General features: G+C 67.9%; 18 protein-coding genes. 12 read left to right on the top strand and 6 right to left on the bottom strand.

The genetic code is table 11. The features are described 5' to 3' along the window. The first annotated feature begins 25 nt into the window (after nt 1–25). From AB0J62_RS13145 to mshC, 4 genes are all read left to right on the top strand, one after another. Nucleotides 26–733: a histidine phosphatase family protein gene (locus AB0J62_RS13145; protein WP_134100938.1), complete on the top strand. Its 708-nt coding sequence runs from the start codon at nt 26–28 to the stop codon at nt 731–733. A gap of 12 nt (nt 734–745) precedes the next feature. Continuing rightward, nucleotides 746–1321, top strand: coding sequence for a DUF3090 family protein (locus AB0J62_RS13140; protein ID WP_363868610.1), 576 nt, complete (start codon nt 746–748; stop codon nt 1319–1321). After that, entirely contained in the window at nt 1321–2112 is a 792-nt protein-coding gene (locus AB0J62_RS13135) for an SCO1664 family protein (protein WP_363868607.1), read from the top strand. The genes AB0J62_RS13140 and AB0J62_RS13135 overlap by 1 nt, the downstream gene beginning before the upstream one ends. A gap of 133 nt (nt 2113–2245) precedes the next feature. Next, nucleotides 2246–3466 carry a cysteine--1-D-myo-inosityl 2-amino-2-deoxy-alpha-D-glucopyranoside ligase gene (gene mshC / locus AB0J62_RS13130; RefSeq protein ID WP_363868603.1) on the top strand — a complete coding sequence of 407 codons (1221 nt, stop codon included), beginning with the start codon at nt 2246–2248 and terminating at the stop codon, nt 3464–3466. 42 nt (nt 3467–3508) lie between these two features. Here mshC and AB0J62_RS13125 read toward each other — a convergent pair whose 3' ends face one another. The 3 genes from AB0J62_RS13125 to AB0J62_RS13115 all read right to left on the bottom strand — a co-directional run bounded on the left by AB0J62_RS13125 (nt 3509) and on the right by AB0J62_RS13115 (nt 6114). After that, nucleotides 3509–4402: a hypothetical protein gene (locus AB0J62_RS13125; RefSeq protein ID WP_363868600.1), complete on the bottom strand. Its 894-nt coding sequence runs from the start codon at nt 4400–4402 to the stop codon at nt 3509–3511. 11 nt (nt 4403–4413) lie between these two features. After that, nucleotides 4414–5184, bottom strand: a complete 771-nt coding sequence (locus AB0J62_RS13120; protein ID WP_363868597.1) for a L,D-transpeptidase — start codon at nt 5182–5184, stop codon at nt 4414–4416. Nucleotides 5185–5283: 99 nt separating this feature from the next. Next, entirely contained in the window at nt 5284–6114 is an 831-nt protein-coding gene (locus AB0J62_RS13115; RefSeq protein ID WP_363868594.1) for a polysaccharide deacetylase family protein, read from the bottom strand. A gap of 52 nt (nt 6115–6166) precedes the next feature. On the opposite strand from AB0J62_RS13115, the gene AB0J62_RS13110 reads away from it, so the two are divergent. After that, the gene (locus tag AB0J62_RS13110; protein WP_363868591.1) at nt 6167–6541 is read left to right on the top strand and encodes a MerR family transcriptional regulator; all 375 of its coding nucleotides are present in this window, start codon (nt 6167–6169) and stop codon (nt 6539–6541) included. A gap of 2 nt (nt 6542–6543) precedes the next feature. On the opposite strand, the gene AB0J62_RS13105 is transcribed toward AB0J62_RS13110, so the two are convergent. Then, nucleotides 6544–7392 carry a PAC2 family protein gene (locus AB0J62_RS13105; protein ID WP_350855693.1) on the bottom strand — a complete coding sequence of 283 codons (849 nt, stop codon included), beginning with the start codon at nt 7390–7392 and terminating at the stop codon, nt 6544–6546. A 193-nt stretch (nt 7393–7585) separates the two neighbouring features. On the opposite strand from AB0J62_RS13105, the gene AB0J62_RS13100 reads away from it, so the two are divergent. The 7 genes from AB0J62_RS13100 (at nt 7586) to AB0J62_RS13070 (ending at nt 16226) form a co-directional block, all read left to right on the top strand. After that, nucleotides 7586–8239 carry an HAD family phosphatase gene (locus AB0J62_RS13100; RefSeq protein WP_363868586.1) on the top strand — a complete coding sequence of 218 codons (654 nt, stop codon included), beginning with the start codon at nt 7586–7588 and terminating at the stop codon, nt 8237–8239. Nucleotides 8240–8305: 66 nt separating this feature from the next. Then, nucleotides 8306–9871, top strand: coding sequence for an ABC transporter substrate-binding protein (locus AB0J62_RS13095; protein WP_363868583.1), 1566 nt, complete (start codon nt 8306–8308; stop codon nt 9869–9871). A 276-nt stretch (nt 9872–10147) separates the two neighbouring features. After that, a complete protein-coding gene (locus AB0J62_RS13090; RefSeq protein WP_363868580.1) occupies nt 10148–11140 on the top strand; it encodes an ABC transporter permease in 993 nt (330 codons plus the stop codon). A gap of 55 nt (nt 11141–11195) precedes the next feature. Continuing rightward, nucleotides 11196–12974, top strand: coding sequence for an ABC transporter substrate-binding protein (locus tag AB0J62_RS13085; protein WP_363868577.1), 1779 nt, complete (start codon nt 11196–11198; stop codon nt 12972–12974). A gap of 95 nt (nt 12975–13069) precedes the next feature. Further along, nucleotides 13070–14083: an ABC transporter permease gene (locus tag AB0J62_RS13080; protein WP_363868574.1), complete on the top strand. Its 1014-nt coding sequence runs from the start codon at nt 13070–13072 to the stop codon at nt 14081–14083. Beyond that, nucleotides 14080–15150, top strand: coding sequence for an ABC transporter ATP-binding protein (locus AB0J62_RS13075; protein WP_363868570.1), 1071 nt, complete (start codon nt 14080–14082; stop codon nt 15148–15150). The genes AB0J62_RS13080 and AB0J62_RS13075 overlap by 4 nt, the downstream gene beginning before the upstream one ends. Before the next feature lie 11 nt (nt 15151–15161). After that, nucleotides 15162–16226 (top strand): dipeptide ABC transporter ATP-binding protein, encoded by a 1065-nt coding sequence (locus AB0J62_RS13070; protein WP_363868567.1) that lies wholly within the window; start codon nt 15162–15164, stop codon nt 16224–16226. On the opposite strand, the gene AB0J62_RS13065 is transcribed toward AB0J62_RS13070, so the two are convergent. Both AB0J62_RS13065 and AB0J62_RS13060 read right to left on the bottom strand, forming a co-directional pair. Next, nucleotides 16211–17383 carry a hypothetical protein gene (locus tag AB0J62_RS13065; RefSeq protein ID WP_363868564.1) on the bottom strand — a complete coding sequence of 391 codons (1173 nt, stop codon included), beginning with the start codon at nt 17381–17383 and terminating at the stop codon, nt 16211–16213. The two genes, AB0J62_RS13070 and AB0J62_RS13065, sit on opposite strands and share 16 nt — an antisense overlap. Next, a complete protein-coding gene (locus tag AB0J62_RS13060; protein ID WP_363868561.1) occupies nt 17380–17874 on the bottom strand; it encodes a SigE family RNA polymerase sigma factor in 495 nt (164 codons plus the stop codon). Before AB0J62_RS13060 ends, AB0J62_RS13065 begins: the two co-directional genes overlap by 4 nt. Between the last annotated feature and the right edge of the window lie 13 nt (nt 17875–17887).

Genomic DNA, 17887 nt, shown 5'->3' with positions numbered 1-17887 from the left:
TGCCCGACCGGATAACGTGCACCCCATGCCCACGGTGATTCTGGTCCGCCACGGTCGTAGTGCTGCGAACACATCCGGCACGCTGGCCGGTCGCACGCCCGGCGTGAAGCTGGACGAGACCGGCGTGAAGCAGGCCGAGGCGGTGGCGCAACGCCTGGCCGAACTGCCGCTGGCCGCGATCGTCACCTCGCCGCTCGAACGCTGCCGGCAGACCGCCGCAGCGATCGCGAAGGCGCACGCCGAGCACCACCCCGCGTTGCGTCCGGCAACCGATCGGCGGCTGACCGAGTGCGGGTACGGCGACTGGACCGGCAAGAAGATCGCGACCCTCGCGAAGGACCCGCTGTGGACCGTGGTCCAGCAGCACCCGTCCGCGGTCACGTTCCCGAACGGTGAGTCGATGCGGGCGATGCAGCAGCGCGCGGTCGACGCCGTCCGGGCGCACGACGCGGAGCTGGCCAAGAGCCACGGCAACAACGCGATCTGGGTCGCGGTGTCGCACGGCGACGTGATCAAGGCGATCGTGGCCGACGCGCTCGGCCAGCATCTGGACACGTTCCAGCGGATCGTCGTGGACACCGCCTCGACCACGATCATCACCTACACCGCGACCCGCCCGTTCCTGGTCCGCCTGAACGACTCCGGCAGCGAACTGGCGTCCCTGGTCCCTAAGCCGACAGCGAAAGGCAAGCCCAAGAAGCAGTCCTCGGACGCGGTAGTGGGCGGACGGTAATAGGGTCTAGATATGGCGCGAGTTGTACATACCTACGACGACCCCGAGCGGTTCGTCGCCGGCACCGTGGGGGAGCCCGGTGCGAGGACGTTCTTCCTGCAGGCCAGGGCCGGGCAACGGCTGACGTCGGTCGCGTGCGAGAAGGAACAGGTGATGGCGCTCGCGGAGCGGCTCGACGTGATGCTGGACGAGGTCGCCCGGCGCTTCGACCGTGATCCGGTGACGCAGACCGCGGCCGACGACACCGCGCCGCTCGAGCAGCCGATCGAGGAGGAGTTCCGGGCCGGCACGATGACGCTGGCCTGGGAGGCCGACGCCGAGCGTGTGGTGATCGAGGTGTTCGCGGTCGTCACCGGTGAGCAGGCCGACCTCGAGGAGACCGACCCGGTCACGGCCGCGATGGAGTCCGACGACGCCGAGGTGTTCATCGTCCGGATCACCGAGGAGCAGGCCAGGGCGTTCGCCCGGCGCGCGGTCGCGCTGGTCGCGTCCGGTCGCCCGAGCTGCCCGTTCTGCGGCCGGCCGATCGACGCGGAGGGGCACATCTGCCCGCGGGCCAACGGATACCGTCGGCACCTGCCGGAATGATGACCGATTCCGACCTGCTCGCCCGCGGGGAGCTGTCATTGCACGGCCGCCTCGTCGCGGCCTCGAACGGCACCTACCAGGGCTCGGTCAGCCTGGACGGCGAGACCGCGACCGTGGTCTACAAGCCGGTCGAGGGTGAGCGGCCGCTGTGGGACTTCCCCGACGGCACGCTGGCGCAGCGCGAGTTCGCGGCGTACGTCGTCTCCGAGGCGCTGGGCTGGTCGGTCGTGCCGCCGACGCTGTTGCGGGACGGGCCGCTCGGCGAGGGCATGGTGCAGCTGTGGATCGACGAGGCCGAGCTCGGTCCGGGGGAGACCGAGCTGGTCGACATCGTTCCGCAAGGTCGGGTGCCGAAGGGCTGGGTCGGCGTCCTCGAGGCCCTCGACGGCCGCCACAACCCGGTCACGCTCGTGCACGCGGACAACGATGCGCTGAAGCGGATGGCCGTGTTCGATGCCGTGGTCAACAATGCCGACCGCAAGGGCGGCCACGTGCTGAACCCGGGCGACGGCCGGGTGTTCGGCGTGGATCACGGCGTGACGTTCAACGCCGACGACAAGCTCCGGACGGTGCTGTGGGGCTGGGCCGGCGACCCGATCCCGGCCGGTCTGCTGGACGATGTACGCCGGTTGGCCGATCAGCTCGCTGGTGGCTTCGGGCAACAATTGTGCGAGCTGATCACCACGGTCGAGCTGACCGCGACCCGCGAGCGTTGCGCGACGCTGCTGAAGACCGGCACCTTCCCGTATCCGAGCGACGACTGGCCCGCGATTCCCTGGCCGGCCTTCTAGGCCTCCCATGCTTTCCAGGTCTTCGGTTGGACGTTCGGGAACACCCTGACGGCCGTGATCAGCAGCGCCGGCGGGACCACAGATTGGAACCGTGTCGCGTCATTGAAAATCGGACTGGCATAAGCTCCGACACATGCAGGCGTGGACGAAACCAGACATCCCGGTCGTACCCGGGCCGGCCCGGCGGCTTCGCCTCTACGACACCGCCTCCCGCGGCCTGGTCGAGGTGCCGCCCGTCGACAGCACGACCGCCCGGATGTATGTGTGCGGCATCACGCCGTACGACGCGACGCATATGGGCCACGCGGCGACGTACGTCACGTTCGACCTGATCAACCGGATGTGGCGGGACAGCGGGTACGACGTCCACTACACGCAGAACATCACCGACGTCGACGACCCGCTGCTCGAGCGGGCGACGGCGACCGGCGTCGAGTGGACCGAGCTGGCCGCGCAGGAGATCCAGCTGTTCCGCGACGACATGACCGCGTTGCGGGTGATCCCGCCGCAGCACTACATCGGCGTCGTCGAGTCGATCGACCTGGTCTCCGACGCGGTCGAGGACCTGCGCCGGGCCGGGGCCGTGTACTCGGTCGACGGCGATCTGTACTTCGCGGTGAAGACCGACCCGCTGTTCGGCGGCGTGTCGAACTACGACCGCGAGACGATGCGCGAGCTGTTCGCGGAGCGCGGCGGCGACCCGGATCGCGAGGGCAAGCAGGACCCGCTCGACAGCCTGCTCTGGCGGCACGAGCGGCCGGGCGAGCCCGCATGGGACTCGGAGCTCGGACGCGGCCGACCGGGGTGGCATGTGGAGTGCTCGGCGATCGCGCTGAAGTACCTCGGGATGACGTTCGACGTCCAGGGCGGCGGAACGGACCTGATCTTCCCGCACCACGAGATGTCGGCGAGCGGCGCGCAGGTCGCGACCGGCGAGCACCCGTTCGCGCGGGCGTACGTGCACCAGGCGATGGTCGGGCTCGACGGCGAGAAGATGTCGAAGTCCAAGGGCAATCTGGTGCTGGTGTCGAAGGAGCGGCTGGCCGGCGCGGATCCGATGGCGATCCGGCTGGCGCTGCTCACGCATCACTACCGCACCGAGTGGTTCTGGATGCCGACCGATCTCACGTCGGCGCAGGAGCGGCTGGACGTGTGGCGTGGTGCGGTGGGCCGCGGGTCCGGGCCTGATGGCGCGGCGGCAGTCGATGCGTTGAGGGCTGCCCTGACGAATGATCTGGACACGGTCGCTGCGCTGGCTGCTGTGGATGCCTGGGCGGAGAGCGAAGGCGACGACCACGAGGCTCCCGCACTGATCGCGCTGGCAGTCGACGCGTTGCTGGGTGTGAAGCTCTAGATGTGAAAGGCCCCGACCAGCTGGTCGGGGCCATTCACATCATCAGCCGGTGACGGCTTGGTGGGTCTTCACCGGGCTCGGGACCGGCGCCGCCGGCACGTGGTCGAGCGGCGGGGCGGGCACCTCCGGCTGCGTCGGCTTCGGCGTCGGCTTGGGCTTCGCGGCCGGCTTCGCGCACGTCGCGGAGGCCAGGTTGATGACCTCGGCCCCGCCGCCGAGGTTGATGCTCAGGCCGGTGATCGTGAACGAGCCGTCCGAGTGCTTGCCCTGGCTGTTGACGCTGATGGCCGCGAGCGGGTTGGACGGCAACGATGCGCCCTGCTTGGTGCTCGGCAGCTTGAGCGTCTGACCGAGCAGCGTCACCGTGCCCAGGTCGACGCCGCCGGAATCACCCGAGCAGTAGACGTTCAGCGAGTCGATGGCCAGCAGCGACGTCGGCGGGTTGAGCAGCAGGTTGCACAGGTCAGGCAGGTTCTTGACCGGCAGGTCCTTCGTGCTCAGCTTCGGCAGCGGCAGGCCCAGGTCGGGCAGCGCGATGTCCGGGAGCGGCAGGTCCTCCGCACCGGTCTTCGGCAGGCTCGCGCACTGCTGCTTCAGCTCCGGCGGGAGCTGCACCTGGCTGAGGATGTCCGGGCCGACCACGATGTCGAACAGCTCGACCGAGGCGGAGTCGTTGCCCGCGGTCGCCGTACCGGCCCGGACCGAGAGCAGCGGGTTCTTCGGGAGCTCCAGCGCCGAGGTCGTCTGCCGCTTGCCGTCGAGCGATTCGGCGTACGGCGTCTTCGCGATCGGCACCTGGCCTTCCGCACTCACGGCGTACGCCGACGACGGCCGCGCCGCGGCGTTGCCGGCCGGCGCACTGGCGACCAGGCTGAACGTCACGACCCCCGCCACGGCCGCAGCCGTCAGCAGCGTCGGAGTCAACTGTCGTCGCATCGGAATCTCCCTTATTTGCTGTCGATCAGGACGAGCGTCCCGAGCGGAACCTTCTGCAGATCGGCGAGGGCGGTCTTCGGCACCCGGACGCAGCCGGCGCTGATCGCCGCCCCGAACACGTGGGGATTCGGCCAGCCGTGGATCGCGACCGTACCAGGTCCGCCACCGAACGTGTCCAAGGTGGGACTGTGTGCACCCAGCGGGAGCACGATCGGCGACGCCGACCGCTTGTGGTCGATGATCGAGCCGAGCAAGAACGTCCGGCCGGGCGGCGTCGGCGTCTTCTTCGCGCCGACCCCGGCCTTCCAGGTGCCCAGGCTCTTGTTCTTGTCGAAGAGCTCGATGGTCCGCGAGCTGGTGTGCACGCGGATGAGGTACGACGAGGAGGCGCGGTCGAGGTCCTCGTCCTGGAGCCAGCCGGTGGATCGGTTCGGCTTGGAGGGGAGCAGGACGCGCACCCAGCCGTCGGTCTGCTCGACCACCGGCAACCAGGTCGGGCCGAACTGGGTCGGACCGATCTTGCCGAAGGCATCGGCGTCCGGCGCGGTGAAGAGCGCCGCCTCGGAGCGCGGGTGGACGACCAGACCGCCGGTCCCGGTGAACGGCTGCGTGTCGAGCGGTGCGGTGGCGATCGTGGTGGCGGTCGTCGACGCCGTCAACGTGGTGAGGTCGACCGTGACGTGCTTCGTCTTGTTACCGAAGATGCCGACCGCGGCGACGATGCCGAGCAGTACGAGCACAGCGAGGGCAGGGATCGAAGTGCCGCCCCGCTCGTTGCGCATCTCGTTACTCCCCGTGCTCCCGGTGACGGCGCGCCGTCACCCCCCAGTTGTCCGGACGAGAATAAACCCATTAGTAACAACGCGCCATGCCCGGCCGGGTTACGTCGTCGAGTAGTGCGCGGCGATGTCGTCACTCGTGGTCAACCAGACGTCGCTCTGCGCGGCAATGTACTCCAGCGCGAGGTTCAGGTACTTCGCCCGGAACGGCTGCCCGATCACGAACGGATGCAACGCGAGCGCCATCACCCGCCCGCCCTCTTCGCGTAGTACGTCGTACTGGTCCTTCACCATCTGGAGGAAGTCGGGGCCGGACAGGCCGCGAAGGAACAGGCCGAGGTCGTTGAGCTCGAGGGTGTACGGGACGCTGAGCATGCCGGGCACATTCAGGCGGTACGGCTGATCGTCGTTGGTCCAGTCGAGGACGTACTGGTACCCGAGCTCCGCGAGCAGCTCCGGGGTGTTGTGTGTTTCGGTCAGCGCCGGCCCCATCCAGCCCTTCGGCCGCTTGCCGGTGGCGGTCTCGATGGTGGTGGTGATGTCGGTGAGGATGCGGCGTTCCTCGTCGGGCTCGTAGCCGGTGTGCAGGATGGAGTTGGTCTGACCATGCGCGAGCCATGCCCAGTCGCGTTCGGTGCCGGCCTTGATGATCTGCGGGTTGTGCTCGGCAACCATCGAGTTGACCAGAGCACTCGCGCGGACGCCGTACCGGTCGAGGATGTCGATGATGCGCCAGATGCCGACGCGGGCGCCGTACTCGCGCCAGCCGTGGTTGAGGGCGTCGGGTTTGACGTCGATCGGCCAGATGCTGGTGGAAGGTTCATCGGGCAGGAAGTGCTCGATGTTGAGGCCGACGTAGAAGGCCACGCGCTTGCCGCCGGGCCAGTCGAGGGCGGGTCGTTCGGAGATCGGGCTGTAGTCGTAGAGCGTCATACCGGGACGGTAAAGTCTGACATCAGTGTCAGGTTCAAGTCCTGGAGGCAGCGTGCGGATCGGGGAGCTGGCGGAGCGGGCAGGCGTGAGTGTGCGCTCGCTGCGGTACTACGAGGCGCAGGGCCTGCTCGTGTCGGAGCGGACGACCGGTGGCCAGCGTGAGTACGCCGAACGTGCCGTCGACCGCGTGATCCTGATCCAGGAACTGTTCGCCGCCGGGCTGCACAGCAAGAAGATCGCCGAGCTGCTGCCGTGTATGCGAGACCCGGACGGCGGCCCGAACGAGCGGGCCACGCCCGAGCTCGTCACCGAGTTGACCGCCGAGCGGGACCGCATCGACCGGATGATCGCCGACCTCACCACCTCCCGCGCCGTCCTCGACGACGTCATCACCACCGCGACACGGGAGATGCCGGCTAGTCGGTAGGCCTAGTCGCTCGGGTGGTTCTTATTGCGGCGCCTGAGGTAGCGCTCGAACTCTGCCGCGATCGCCTCGCCGGTGGCTTCGGGCAGGTCGGCCGTGTCGCGCTGCTCCTCGAGCGACTGGACGTACTCGGCCACCTCGGGGTCCTCTTCGCTGAGCTCGTCGGCACCGCGCTGCCAGGCCCGGGCCAGCTCGGGCAGCTCGCCCTCGGGGATGGCCAGATCCAGCAGCGCCTCGATCTTGCCGAGCAACGCGAGGGAGGCCTTCGGGCACGGCGTGCCGGCGATGTAGTGCGGGATCGCGGACCAGATCGAGACCGACGGGACGCCGAGCGTGGTGCACAGGTCGGCGAAGACCCCGGTGATGCCGGTCGGCCCTTCGTACGTCGACGCCTCGAGGCTCCATGACGCGGTGAGCTCCGGGTCGGACGAGGTGGCGGACACCGGGATCGGCCGGGTGTGCGGCGAGTCGGCGAGCAGGGCGCCCAGCACGACGACGATCTGCGCGTTCGACTCGTCGACGATCTCCAGCAGCTCGCGGGAGAACGCCCGCCAGCGCATGTTCGGTTCGATGCCGCGGATCAGCAGCACGTCGCGGCCGGTGTCGTCGGGACGCGCCAGGTAGATCCGGGTCGTCGGCCAGGACAACCGCCGTACGCCGTCGTCGTCGAGGCCGACCTGAGGGCGGTTGACCTGGAAGTCGTAGTAGTCCTCGGGGTCGATCGCCGTGACGAGCTCCGCGTCCCACTCGTCGACGAGATGGTCGACCGCTCCGGTGGCCGCCTCGGCCGCGTCGTTCCAGCCCTCGAACGCGGCGATCACGACCGGGTCCCTCAGGTTCGCGAGGTCAACCACTCGCAGGCCCCCTGTCGTCTCTGTAGGCAATCCGGCGGGAAACCGGACTGCCAGCCTACGTGTTCCGGCGAACCGGTGTGCCCGGTTTCACGCGCAGCGGAACGTGTCGGTGAGACCCGAAATGTCCGGATCTGGCACGACCAGGGAGAATGGAGACGATCTGATCTGAGCGAACGACGTAGAGGAGCGGTAGTTGCCGGCCCTGCAAGCGGTGCTGTGGGACATGGACGGGACGTTGGTCGACTCCGAGAAGGTCTGGGCGGAGGTGCAGCTCGAGCTGCTGGCCGGGCTCGGCGCGACCTGGACGATCGAGGACTGCATGTCCTTGATCGGCAGCGACCTGCGCGATGCCGTCCAGGTCTGGATGGCGCGCATCCCCGCCGGCGTGATCACCGCCGAGGAGCTGGCCGACCGGATGTTCTCCGAGGTGATCGTGGCGCTGCGCAAGGAGGTCACGTTCCAGCCCGGCGCGCTCGAGCTGCTGCAGGCGCTGCGCAAGGAGGATGTGCCGTGCGCGCTGGTCTCGGCGTCGTACCGGCAGATGATCGACGCCGTTCTCCTGCACCTGCCGCCGGATCCGTTCGACGTGATCGTCGCCGGTGACGAGGTGACCCTCGGCAAGCCGAACCCCGAGCCGTACCTGACCGCCGCCGCCAAGCTCGGCGTCGACCCGGCCAACTGCGTGGTGATCGAGGACTCGATGACCGGCACCCAGGCCGGTACGGCGGCCGGCGCGTACGTCGTCGCCGTGCCGCAGTGGATCGCGATCCCCGACGCACCCCGCCGCCTCGTGGTGAAGTCGCTCGAACCGCTCACCCCGGAGTCCCTGCGCTCCCTGCTCCATTGACCAGCTACCGTCACTTGGTGCCCTCGGGGGCGTTGTGTGGGGTAACGGGCTGGGGAAGGTGAGACGGTGAGTGAGTGGGTGCGCCGGATGTCGGCGGCCGTGGCTGTGGGTGCCCTGGGGGTGTCTCTGGCTGCCTGCGGTCAGCCGGACGACAATGCGCCGCACCCGGGGGAGACGTCGCCGAAGTTGGCGCTGCTGCGCGTGGCGACCACGGACTCGATCTCCTCGCTCGACCCGGCCGGCCCGTACGACGTCGGCTCCCGCACCGTCCAGGCGAACCTGTACCAGACGCTGCTGACGATCCTCCCCGACAAGCCGACCCCAGTGCCGGACGCGGCGGACTGCCAGTTCGACTCGCCGACGACGTATACGTGCAGCCTCAAGGAGCACCTGACGTTCCCGAACGGGCACGAGTTGACGTCGTCGGACGTGAAGTTCAGCTTCGACCGGATGATGCGGCTGAAGATGCCCGGGGGAGCGGCGCACCTGTTCTCCTCGGTGAAGTCCGTGAGCACTCCGGACGACCTGACCGCGGTGTTCAACCTGACCAACCCCGACGCGCGCCTGCCGTACCTGCTGACCACGACCGCCGCGTCGATCGTCGACGAGCAGTCGTACCCGGCGAACAAGCTGCTCGATGCGAAGGCGGTCGGCAGCGGGCCGTACCAGTTGGCGTCGTACAAGCCCGGAGCTGAGGTCACGCTCGCCAAGTTCGCCGGGTACAAAGGTCCGCGGGCCGCGCAGAACGACGGCGTCACGATCACCTGGCTGAAGGACTCGACCGCGCTGTACCAGGCCGTCACCTCCGGCGAGGCGGACATCGCGTTCCACGGTTTCGGTCCGAGTCTGCTGGACAAGCTGCGCAAGTCCGACCAAGTGCAGGTGGTCGAGACCAACTCCGCGGAGATCCGGTTCTTCGCCTTCCAGATGAAGTCGCTGCTGGCCCGCAAGCCAGCGATCCGGCAGGCGGTTGCCCAGCTGATCGACCGCCCGGCGATCGCGAAGAAGGCGTACGGCGACCACGTGTCGCCGTTGTACTCCGTGGTGCCGCCCGGGTTCGGTGGGCAGACCGACGCGTTCAAGAAGGAGTACACGCAGCCGAGCAAGACGGCGGCCGCGGCCATCCTCAAGGCCGCGAACATCGCGGCGCCGGTCCCACTGACGGTCGGCTGGACGCCGACGCAGTTCGGCACCGGTGCGAAGGCCGAGGTACTCGAGCTGAAGCGTCAGTTGGAGGCATCGGGGTTGTTCCGGGTGACCCTGCGAAGCGCGGAGTGGCCGCAGTACCAGCTGGCCGCGAAGGCCGGGGCGTACGACATGTACCAGTTCGGCTGGATCCCGGACTACCCGGACGCCGACGACTACCTCGCGCCGTTCGTGACCGACGTACCGTTCCAGAACGGGTACCGCTCGGCCGCGGCCACGAAGCTGCTGCAGCAGCAACGGACCGAGCAGAACGGGCTGAAGCGCGACGAGCTCATCGGTCAGCTACAGACCGTGATCGCGCGAGAGGTCCCGGTGATCCCGAGCTGGCAGGGCAGGCTCGCCGTGGTCGCCCGCAACGACGTCGAGAACGTCCAGCCGGGCATCGATCCGCTGTCGTTCGTCTACTTCTCCGGCATGCGGCGCTGAAACCCGGCGAATATCGCCTTCATCACGGCCCTGATCTCGGAACTGACACAAAAATGCCATGGCAGTAACGGTTCGCGAGGCCCCGGCGACCGAGGGTGCGAGAGCGTGGTTTACTGCGGAACGTCCACGATACGGGACGATTTCCTGACGATCACGATCGGGCAACGCAGCACTTTCCGCGTTTGACTCCGCGCTGTAATGGCGGCAGGTTAAGGCCGCAGCCCTACAGGATTTCGTTCCTGTTCAAAAACCGAACCAGTCAGGGGGACCTATCGCGTGAGTGCGCCACTCGAGGTCGAGCCCGGAGCATCGTCGGCCCAGCCTGACGCCATCCTCGAGGGCGTCGGCAAGATCGAGGGCAGGTCGCTGTGGCAGATCTCCTGGATGCGGCTGAAGCGCGACAAGGTCGCGATCGGCGGCGGCGTCGTCGTGCTGATCCTGATCCTGGTCGCGATCTTCGCGCCGTTGCTGTGCAAGCTCGTCGGCGTCACCCCGAACGACTTCCACCAGGACCTGGTCGATCCGTCGCGGCAGGTGCCGCTCGGCCGGTTCGGGGGCATCAGCTGGGACCATCCCCTCGGTGTCGAGCCGCTCAACGGCCGCGACATCTTCGCCCGGATCGTCTACGGAGCCCGGATCTCGCTGCTGATCGCCTTCCTGGCGACGCTGCTGTCGGTGGTGATCGGCGTCGTGATGGGCATCGTCGCCGGATACTTCGGCGGCTGGGTCGACTCCCTGATCAGCCGGCTGATGGACATCTTCCTGGCGTTCCCGCTGGTGCTGTTCGCGCTGGCGCTGGTCGGTGCGGTGCCGGACACGCTGCTCGGCCTGACCGGCGACGCGCTGCGGGTGGGGCTGATCGTGTTCATCATCGGCTTCTTCAGCTGGCCGTACATCGGCCGGATCATCCGTGGTCAGACGCTGTCGCTGCGTGAGCGCGAGTTCGTCGACGCGGCCCGCAGCCTCGGCGCGCGCCGCCCGTACATCCTGTTCACCGAGCTGCTCCCGAACCTGATCGCCCCGATCCTGGTCTACGCGACGCTGCTGATCCCGACCAATGTGCTGTTCGAGGCGGGTCTGTCCTACCTCGGCGTCGGCGTCCGTCCGCCGACGGCCAGCTGGGGAGACATGCTGTCGATCGCGGCGAAGTGGTACGCCGTCGACCCGTGGTACATGATCTCGCCGGGTCTGGCCATCTTCATCACCGTGCTGGCGTTCAACCTGTTCGGCGACGGGCTGCGTGACGCGCTCGACCCGCGGTCGCGCTAGGACTTCTCTCCAACCAGGGAGCCTGGCTCTCACGAAAAAAGGGGTGCAACAACAGATGAGATGGAATCGCATCACGACGGTTACCGCCGTCAGTGCGGCCGTCGCCCTCAGCCTGGTGGCTTGCGGGGGACCCAAGGCGACACCCGGCGGGGGGTCCAGCGGTGGGAGTGCTGCCAAGGCCGAGTTCAACGCGGCCGTCGGCAAGAACTTCAACCCGAGCGACAAGAAGGGTGGCACGCTGCGGATGGCGATCACCGAGCAGTGGGACTCCACTGACCCCGGTGACACCTACTACGGCCTGTCCTGGAACCTGGTCCGCAACTACGTCCGTCCGCTGATGACGTTCAAGGCTGTCCCGGGTGCCGAGGGCGCGAAGCCGGTCCCGGACCTGGCCGAGGCTCCTGGTGTGCCCAGCGACAACGCGAAGACCTGGACGTACAAGCTCCGCAAGGGCGTGAAGTTCGAGGACGGCACGCCGGTCACGTCCAAGGACGTGAAGTACGCCGTCGCGCGGTCGCTGGACAAGGCCACGCTGCCGAACGGCCCGACGTACTTCAACGACTTCCTGCTGGACGTCCCGAAGGGCTACAGCGTCTACAAGGACAAGACGCTGGCCGGTGTCGCGAAGGCGATCGAGACGCCCGACGACCAGACCATCGTGTTCCACCTGAACAAGCCGTTCGCCAGCTTCGACTACTTCGCGCAACTACCGTCGACGGCTCCGGTCCCGCAGGCCAAGGACACCGGCGCGAAGTACAAGGAACACCCGATCGCGACGGGGCCGTACAAGTTCGGCACCTACGACTCGAACAAGGGCTTCGACCTGGTCCGCAACGACCAGTACGACCCGGCCACCGACCCGGACTCGGGCCGTAAGGCGCTGCCGGACAAGATCACCATCGCGTACAACGTCGACGGCACGGACATCGACAACCGGCTGCTCGCCGGTGACCTGGACGTCGACCTCGCCGGTACCGGCGTGCAGCCCGAGACCCAGGCGAAGATCCTCGCCGACCCGAACCTGAAGGCGCACGCCGACAACGTGCCGGCGCCGCGGCTGAACTGGACCGTGCTGAACAGCCAGGTCCCGCCGCTGGACAACGTGCACTGCCGCAAGGCGGTCCTGTACGCGGCCGACCACGAGGGCTACCAGCGCGCCTACGGCGGTCCGATCGGCGGCGACATCGCGACGAACCTGATGCCGCCGGGTGTCACCGGTTCGGAGAGCTTCGACGACTACGGCTTCCTGACCGACAAGAACGGCAACGTCGACAAGGCCAAGGACGAGCTGAAGCAGTGCGGTCAGCCGAACGGCTTCGCGGTCAACATCACCTACCGCACCGACCGGGCCAAGGAGAAGGCGGTCGCCGAGACGCTGCAGCAGTCGCTGAAGCGGGTCGGTATCAACCTGACCACCAAGCCGTACCCGACCGGTGACTACACCAAGCTGTACGCCGGCAAGCCGGACTTCGCGAAGGCGAACCGCCTCGGCCTGATCGTCTACAGCTGGGGTGCGGACTGGAACGACGGCTTCGGCTTCCTGAGCCAGATCGTCGACAGCCGGGTCATCCGGGACACCGGTGGTAACACCAACCTCGGTATCCGCATCCCCGAGGTCGACAAGCTGATCGACCAGGCGATGTCCACCACCGACGAGACCGCGCGTAACAAGCTGTGGGTCGACGTCGACAAGAAGGTCATGGAGCAGGCGGCGGCGCTGCCGGGCATCTGGGCCAAGGGCCTGCTGTACCGTCCGGACACGCTGGCCAACGTCTTCAGCAACGACGGTCAGAACATGTACGACTACGCGGCGATCGGGCTCGCGCAGAAGTAGTTGCTCTGAACAACCATCATTTCGCCAGCAGAGGTAGGTGAAGGCTGATGGTGGCCGGTGATCAGCGATGATCACCGGCCACCACGCCGCGCACGGTGCTCGCATATCTGATCCGCCGGTTGATCGGGGCAGTGGTCCTGCTCTTCATTGTCACGGCAGTCACGTTCTCGATCTTCTTCCTGGTCCCGCGCCTCGGCGGTGCCACGGCGGACGACCTGGCCTCGCGGTACGTGGGCCGCAGTGTCGGCAGGGAACAGATCCACCAGACCGCGGAGCGGCTCGGCTTCACCGATCCGCTCTACGTGCAGTACGGGCGCTTCGTGAAGGGCCTGGTCGTCGGAACCGACTACAACTACGGCCCGTCGACGGAGCACTGCCCGCCGCCGTGCTTCGGCTACTCGTTCCTGACCCAGCAGCCGGTCTGGCCGGACCTGGTGTCACGAATACCCGTCACCGCCTCGCTGGCCGGCGGTGCGGCGTTCATCTGGCTCGTCACCGGCGTCGGCACCGGTGTCATCTCCGCGCTGAGACGCGGTTCGGTCCTGGACCGATCACTGATGTCGGTGGCACTGGCCGGGGTGTCGCTGCCGATCTTCTTCACCGGTCTGCTGGCGCTGTCGATCTTCAGCTACGGCCTCGGCTGGACCGCGCAAGGCGGCACGAACCCGATGGACGAGACCAATCCGATCTGGTGGGCGTACGACCTGATACTTCCGTGGACGACGCTCGCGTTCCTGTACGCCGCGGCGTACGCCCGGCTGACCCGGGCCGGCATGCTCGAGACGATGAACGACGACTACGTCCGGACGGCGCGGGCCAAGGGCCTGACCGAGCGGGACGTCGTCCTCAAACACGGGCTGCGGTCCGCGCTGACGCCGATCCTGACGATCTTCGGCCTCGACCTCGGTCTGCTGATGGGCGGCGCGATCCTCACCGAGACGACGTTCTCGCTCCCGGGCATCGGTCAGTACGCCGTGATCGCGCTACGGGCCAACGACCTGCCGAAGGTACTCGGCGTGACGCTGGTCGCCGCCTTCTTCATCGTGCTGGCCAACCTGGTCGTTGACCTGCTGTACGCCGTTGTCGACCCGAGGGTGCGCATCTCGTGACCGAGCCGAACGAAGCGGTACAAGACTCTGTCCAGCGGGTGGAGCGCGGCGAGGCGTTCCTCGACGTCCGCGACCTCAGGGTGCACTTCCCGACCGACGACGGTGTGGTCAAGTCGGTCGACGGCATCTCGTTCAAGCTGGAGCGCGGCAAGACCCTCGGCATCGTGGGGGAGTCAGGCTCCGGCAAGAGCGTGACCAGCCTGTCGATCATGGGCTTGCACCCGCCGGGTGTCGCCAGGATCAGCGGCCAGATCTTCCTGGACGGGCAGGACCTGGTCACGTCGAGTCGGGAAGAGGTCCGGTTGCTGCGCGGCAAGCGGATGGCGATGATCTTCCAGGACCCGCTGTCGGCGATGCACCCGTTCTACACGGTCGGGCACCAGATCATCGAGGCGTACCGGGTGCACAACCAGGTCAGCAAGCAGGTCGCGAGGAAGCACGCGATCGAGATGCTCGACCGGGTCGGCATCCCGCAGCCCGACCGGCGCGTGGACGCGTACCCGCACCAGTTCTCCGGCGGTATGCGGCAGCGCGCGATGATCGCGATGGCGCTGTCGTGCGACCCGGACCTGCTGATCGCCGACGAGCCGACGACGGCCCTCGACGTCACCGTGCAGGCGCAGATCCTGGACCTGATCCGGGACCTGCAGCGCGAGTTCAACTCGGCCGTCATCATCATCACCCACGACCTCGGCGTCGTCGCCGAGCTGGCCGACGACATCCAGGTGATGTACGCCGGCCGCGCGGCGGAGTACGGCACGGCGGAGGAGATCTTCGACGAGCCGCAGCACCCGTACACCTGGGGTCTGCTCGGCTCGATGCCGCGGATCGACCGGGAGCGGACCGAGCGGCTGATCCCGATCAAGGGCACGCCGCCGAGCCTGATCAACGTCCCGCCGGGCTGTGCGTTCAACCCGCGCTGCAACTACGCCCACCTGAACGGCGGCGCGAGCGAGACGGAGCGTCCGGAGCTGCTCGACACCGGCAACGGCCACATGGTCGCCTGCCACCTCTCCCCGAAGAACCGCCAGCAGGCGTGGGAGACCGACATCAAGCCGAAGCTGTGAACGGGACGACTGTGACTACTACTGACTCCGAGCTGACTCCCAAGACCCCGAAGCTGGGCGAGGAGATCCTGTCGGTCACCGGCCTCGTCAAGCACTTCCCGATCCGCAAGGGCATCCTGCAGCGTCAGGTCGGCGCCGTCCAGGCGGTCGACGGCCTGACCTTCAACGTCACCCGCGGCGAGACGCTGTCGCTGGTCGGCGAGTCCGGTTGCGGCAAGACCACGACCGGCCGACTGCTCACCCGGCTGGAGACTCCGACCGACGGCAAGATCGTCTTCGAGGGCCGCGACATCAGCCACCTCGGTGAGGGCCGGATGCGGCCGCTGCGTCGCGACGTACAGATGATCTTCCAGGATCCGTACGGTTCGCTGAACCCCCGGCACACCGTCGGCAAGATCGTCGGCGCGCCCTTCAGGCTGCAGCACGTGAAGACCGAGCACGGCGTGAAGAGGGCCGTCCAGGAGCTGCTCGAGCTGGTCGGTCTGAGCCCGGAGCACTACAACCGGTACCCGCACGAGTTCTCCGGCGGTCAGCGCCAGCGCATCGGTATCGCCCGCACGCTCGCGCTGCGGCCGAAGCTGATCGTGGCCGACGAGCCGGTGTCCGCGCTGGACGTGTCGATCCAGGCCCAGGTCGTGAACCTGCTCGAGGACCTGCAGGAAGAGTTCGACCTGACCTACGTGATGATCGCGCACGACCTGTCCGTCGTACGGCATGTGTCGGACCGGGTCGCGGTCATGTACCTCGGCAAGATCGTCGAGCTCGCGGACCGCGTGAGCCTGTACGAGAAGCCGATGCACCCGTACACGGTCGCGCTGCTCTCGGCCGTTCCCGTGCCGGACACCAAGCGGAAGGGCAAGCAGGAGCGGATCCGGTTGCAGGGCGACGTCCCGAGCCCGATCAACCCGCCGCCGGCCTGCCGGTTCCACACCCGCTGCTGGAAGGCCCAGGACATCTGCAAGACCGTCGAGCCACCGCTCGTCGAGCTAGCCCCCGGCCACCAGACCGCCTGCCACTTCCCGGAGAACCAAGGCACAGCGACACCGGCCGCGGCAGTCGATCAGCCCAAGTCGTAGATCGGGGCGCCGGTCGGCAGCGCGAACGGAGTCGTTCGCGGTGCCGTCTTGCTGAAGGTGTAGGTGGAGAAGCCCGGCGCTACGACTCTGTACTTGCCGGTGCGAGCGTCGAACACGAGCAGGTCCGCCTCGTTGCGAGACGTGTGCCGCGCCCCGGCCGCGGTGAAGGTCGCGTCGTCGAGCCACTGACCGAATCTCAAGGCCCAGTACCCGGAGCGCGTCAGCGGACCGCCGGTCGGTGCGGTCACCCCGAACAGTTGGAGATCGGACCAGCTCGGCTGAATACCCATGAAGGCGTCGTCCGGCTGCGTCACGAGGTACCTCGCCCCTGGAGCCAGGAACGCTTGCTCGCCGTTGTACGTGACCTTGGGGGCAGCCTGCAGGGTCGTGCTGACCGCGAGGCTCAGACCAGTGGCCGCCTGCACCAGGGGTTGCTGATACACGAACTTGCCACCGACCGCGGTGCGAACGGCGTTCGGTGGCACTTTGGCGAGTAGTTCGCCCTTGTTCGTCGTGATGTCCCAGCGGTAGAGGCCTTGGAGCGTTCCGAAGTACGCGGTGTTTCCGTCGATGGCGACGATCTTGGGGCTGTAGGCGAGGCTGGCGTTCTCCGGGATGGCGTTGCCGACCGGAGTGCGGACGAGCTCGCGGTTCGTCGCGACGTCGTACACCACCGACTCGAAGTGGTCGTTGAAGCCCTCGACCCAGGCGACCAGGCTGCCGCGGTGGTCCGCTGTCAGGGTCCATGCGGCCTTGCCGGTCGCGCGGACACCGCTGGGGCCGGCGAGGTGGATGTTGTTGCCTTCGTCAAGGAACACGAAGCCGGCGTCGGTCCGGACGAAGGCGTTGATGTGCTTGGACGGCACCGCGATGACGTCGCTGCCGTAGTAGATCTTGTTGCCGAGCGCAAAGGTCACCGCGCGGCGTTCGACGTACGGCGCCGGGCGGGCCGGCTGGGGTCGCGGGGTGCGGGGACGGATCAGGGTCGCGCCGCCGACGGCAACCGCCGCGGTGGCGACCGCGCCGCCGAGGACGGTCAGAGCCCGCCGGCGGGAGATCTGCCGGTTGCCGGCCGCAACGATGCCGTCGAGGTCGAGGGGCGGCGGTTCGATACCGTCGGCATGCTCGTTGAGGGTGTCCCGGAGGAGGTCGGTCATTCCGTCATCCCTGCTTTCAGCACGACGTCGGACCCGAGGCGGGTCCGGAGCTTCTTGAGTGCGTCGGAGACCTGGCTCTTCACGGTCCCGACGCTGCAGCCGAGCACCTCAGCCGTCTGCGGTTCGGTGAGGTCCTCGTAGTACCGCAGCACCAGCGCCGCACGTTGCCGGGGCGGGAGTTGCTGCAGTTCGTGCCACAGCCAGACGCGGGCGGTGACGTCGTCCGGGTCGGCGGGACGGTCTGGCACGTCGTCGTTGGGGAGCTCGGCGCGCCAGGACTTACGCCGCCACCAGCCGATCGCGGTCGTGGTGATGATGCGGCGCGTGTAGGCCTCGGCATTGTTCGGGTCGCGGAGGCGGTGCCAGCCGACGTACGTCTTGACCAGAGCTTCCTGGACGAGGTCCTCGGCCAGGCCGCGGTCGCCGGCCAGCAGGTAGGCGTACCGGTAGAGCGCGCCGTGCCGGCTGGTCGCGAAGTCCGCGAAGCTCATCTGTTTCCCCTCG

It is taken from the genome of Kribbella sp. NPDC049584 (assembly GCF_040675555.1).
Lineage (GTDB): Bacteria > Actinomycetota > Actinomycetes > Propionibacteriales > Kribbellaceae > Kribbella.
The sequence above is the reverse complement of the archived record's forward strand: the minus strand, read 5'-3'. Positions and strand labels throughout refer to the sequence as shown.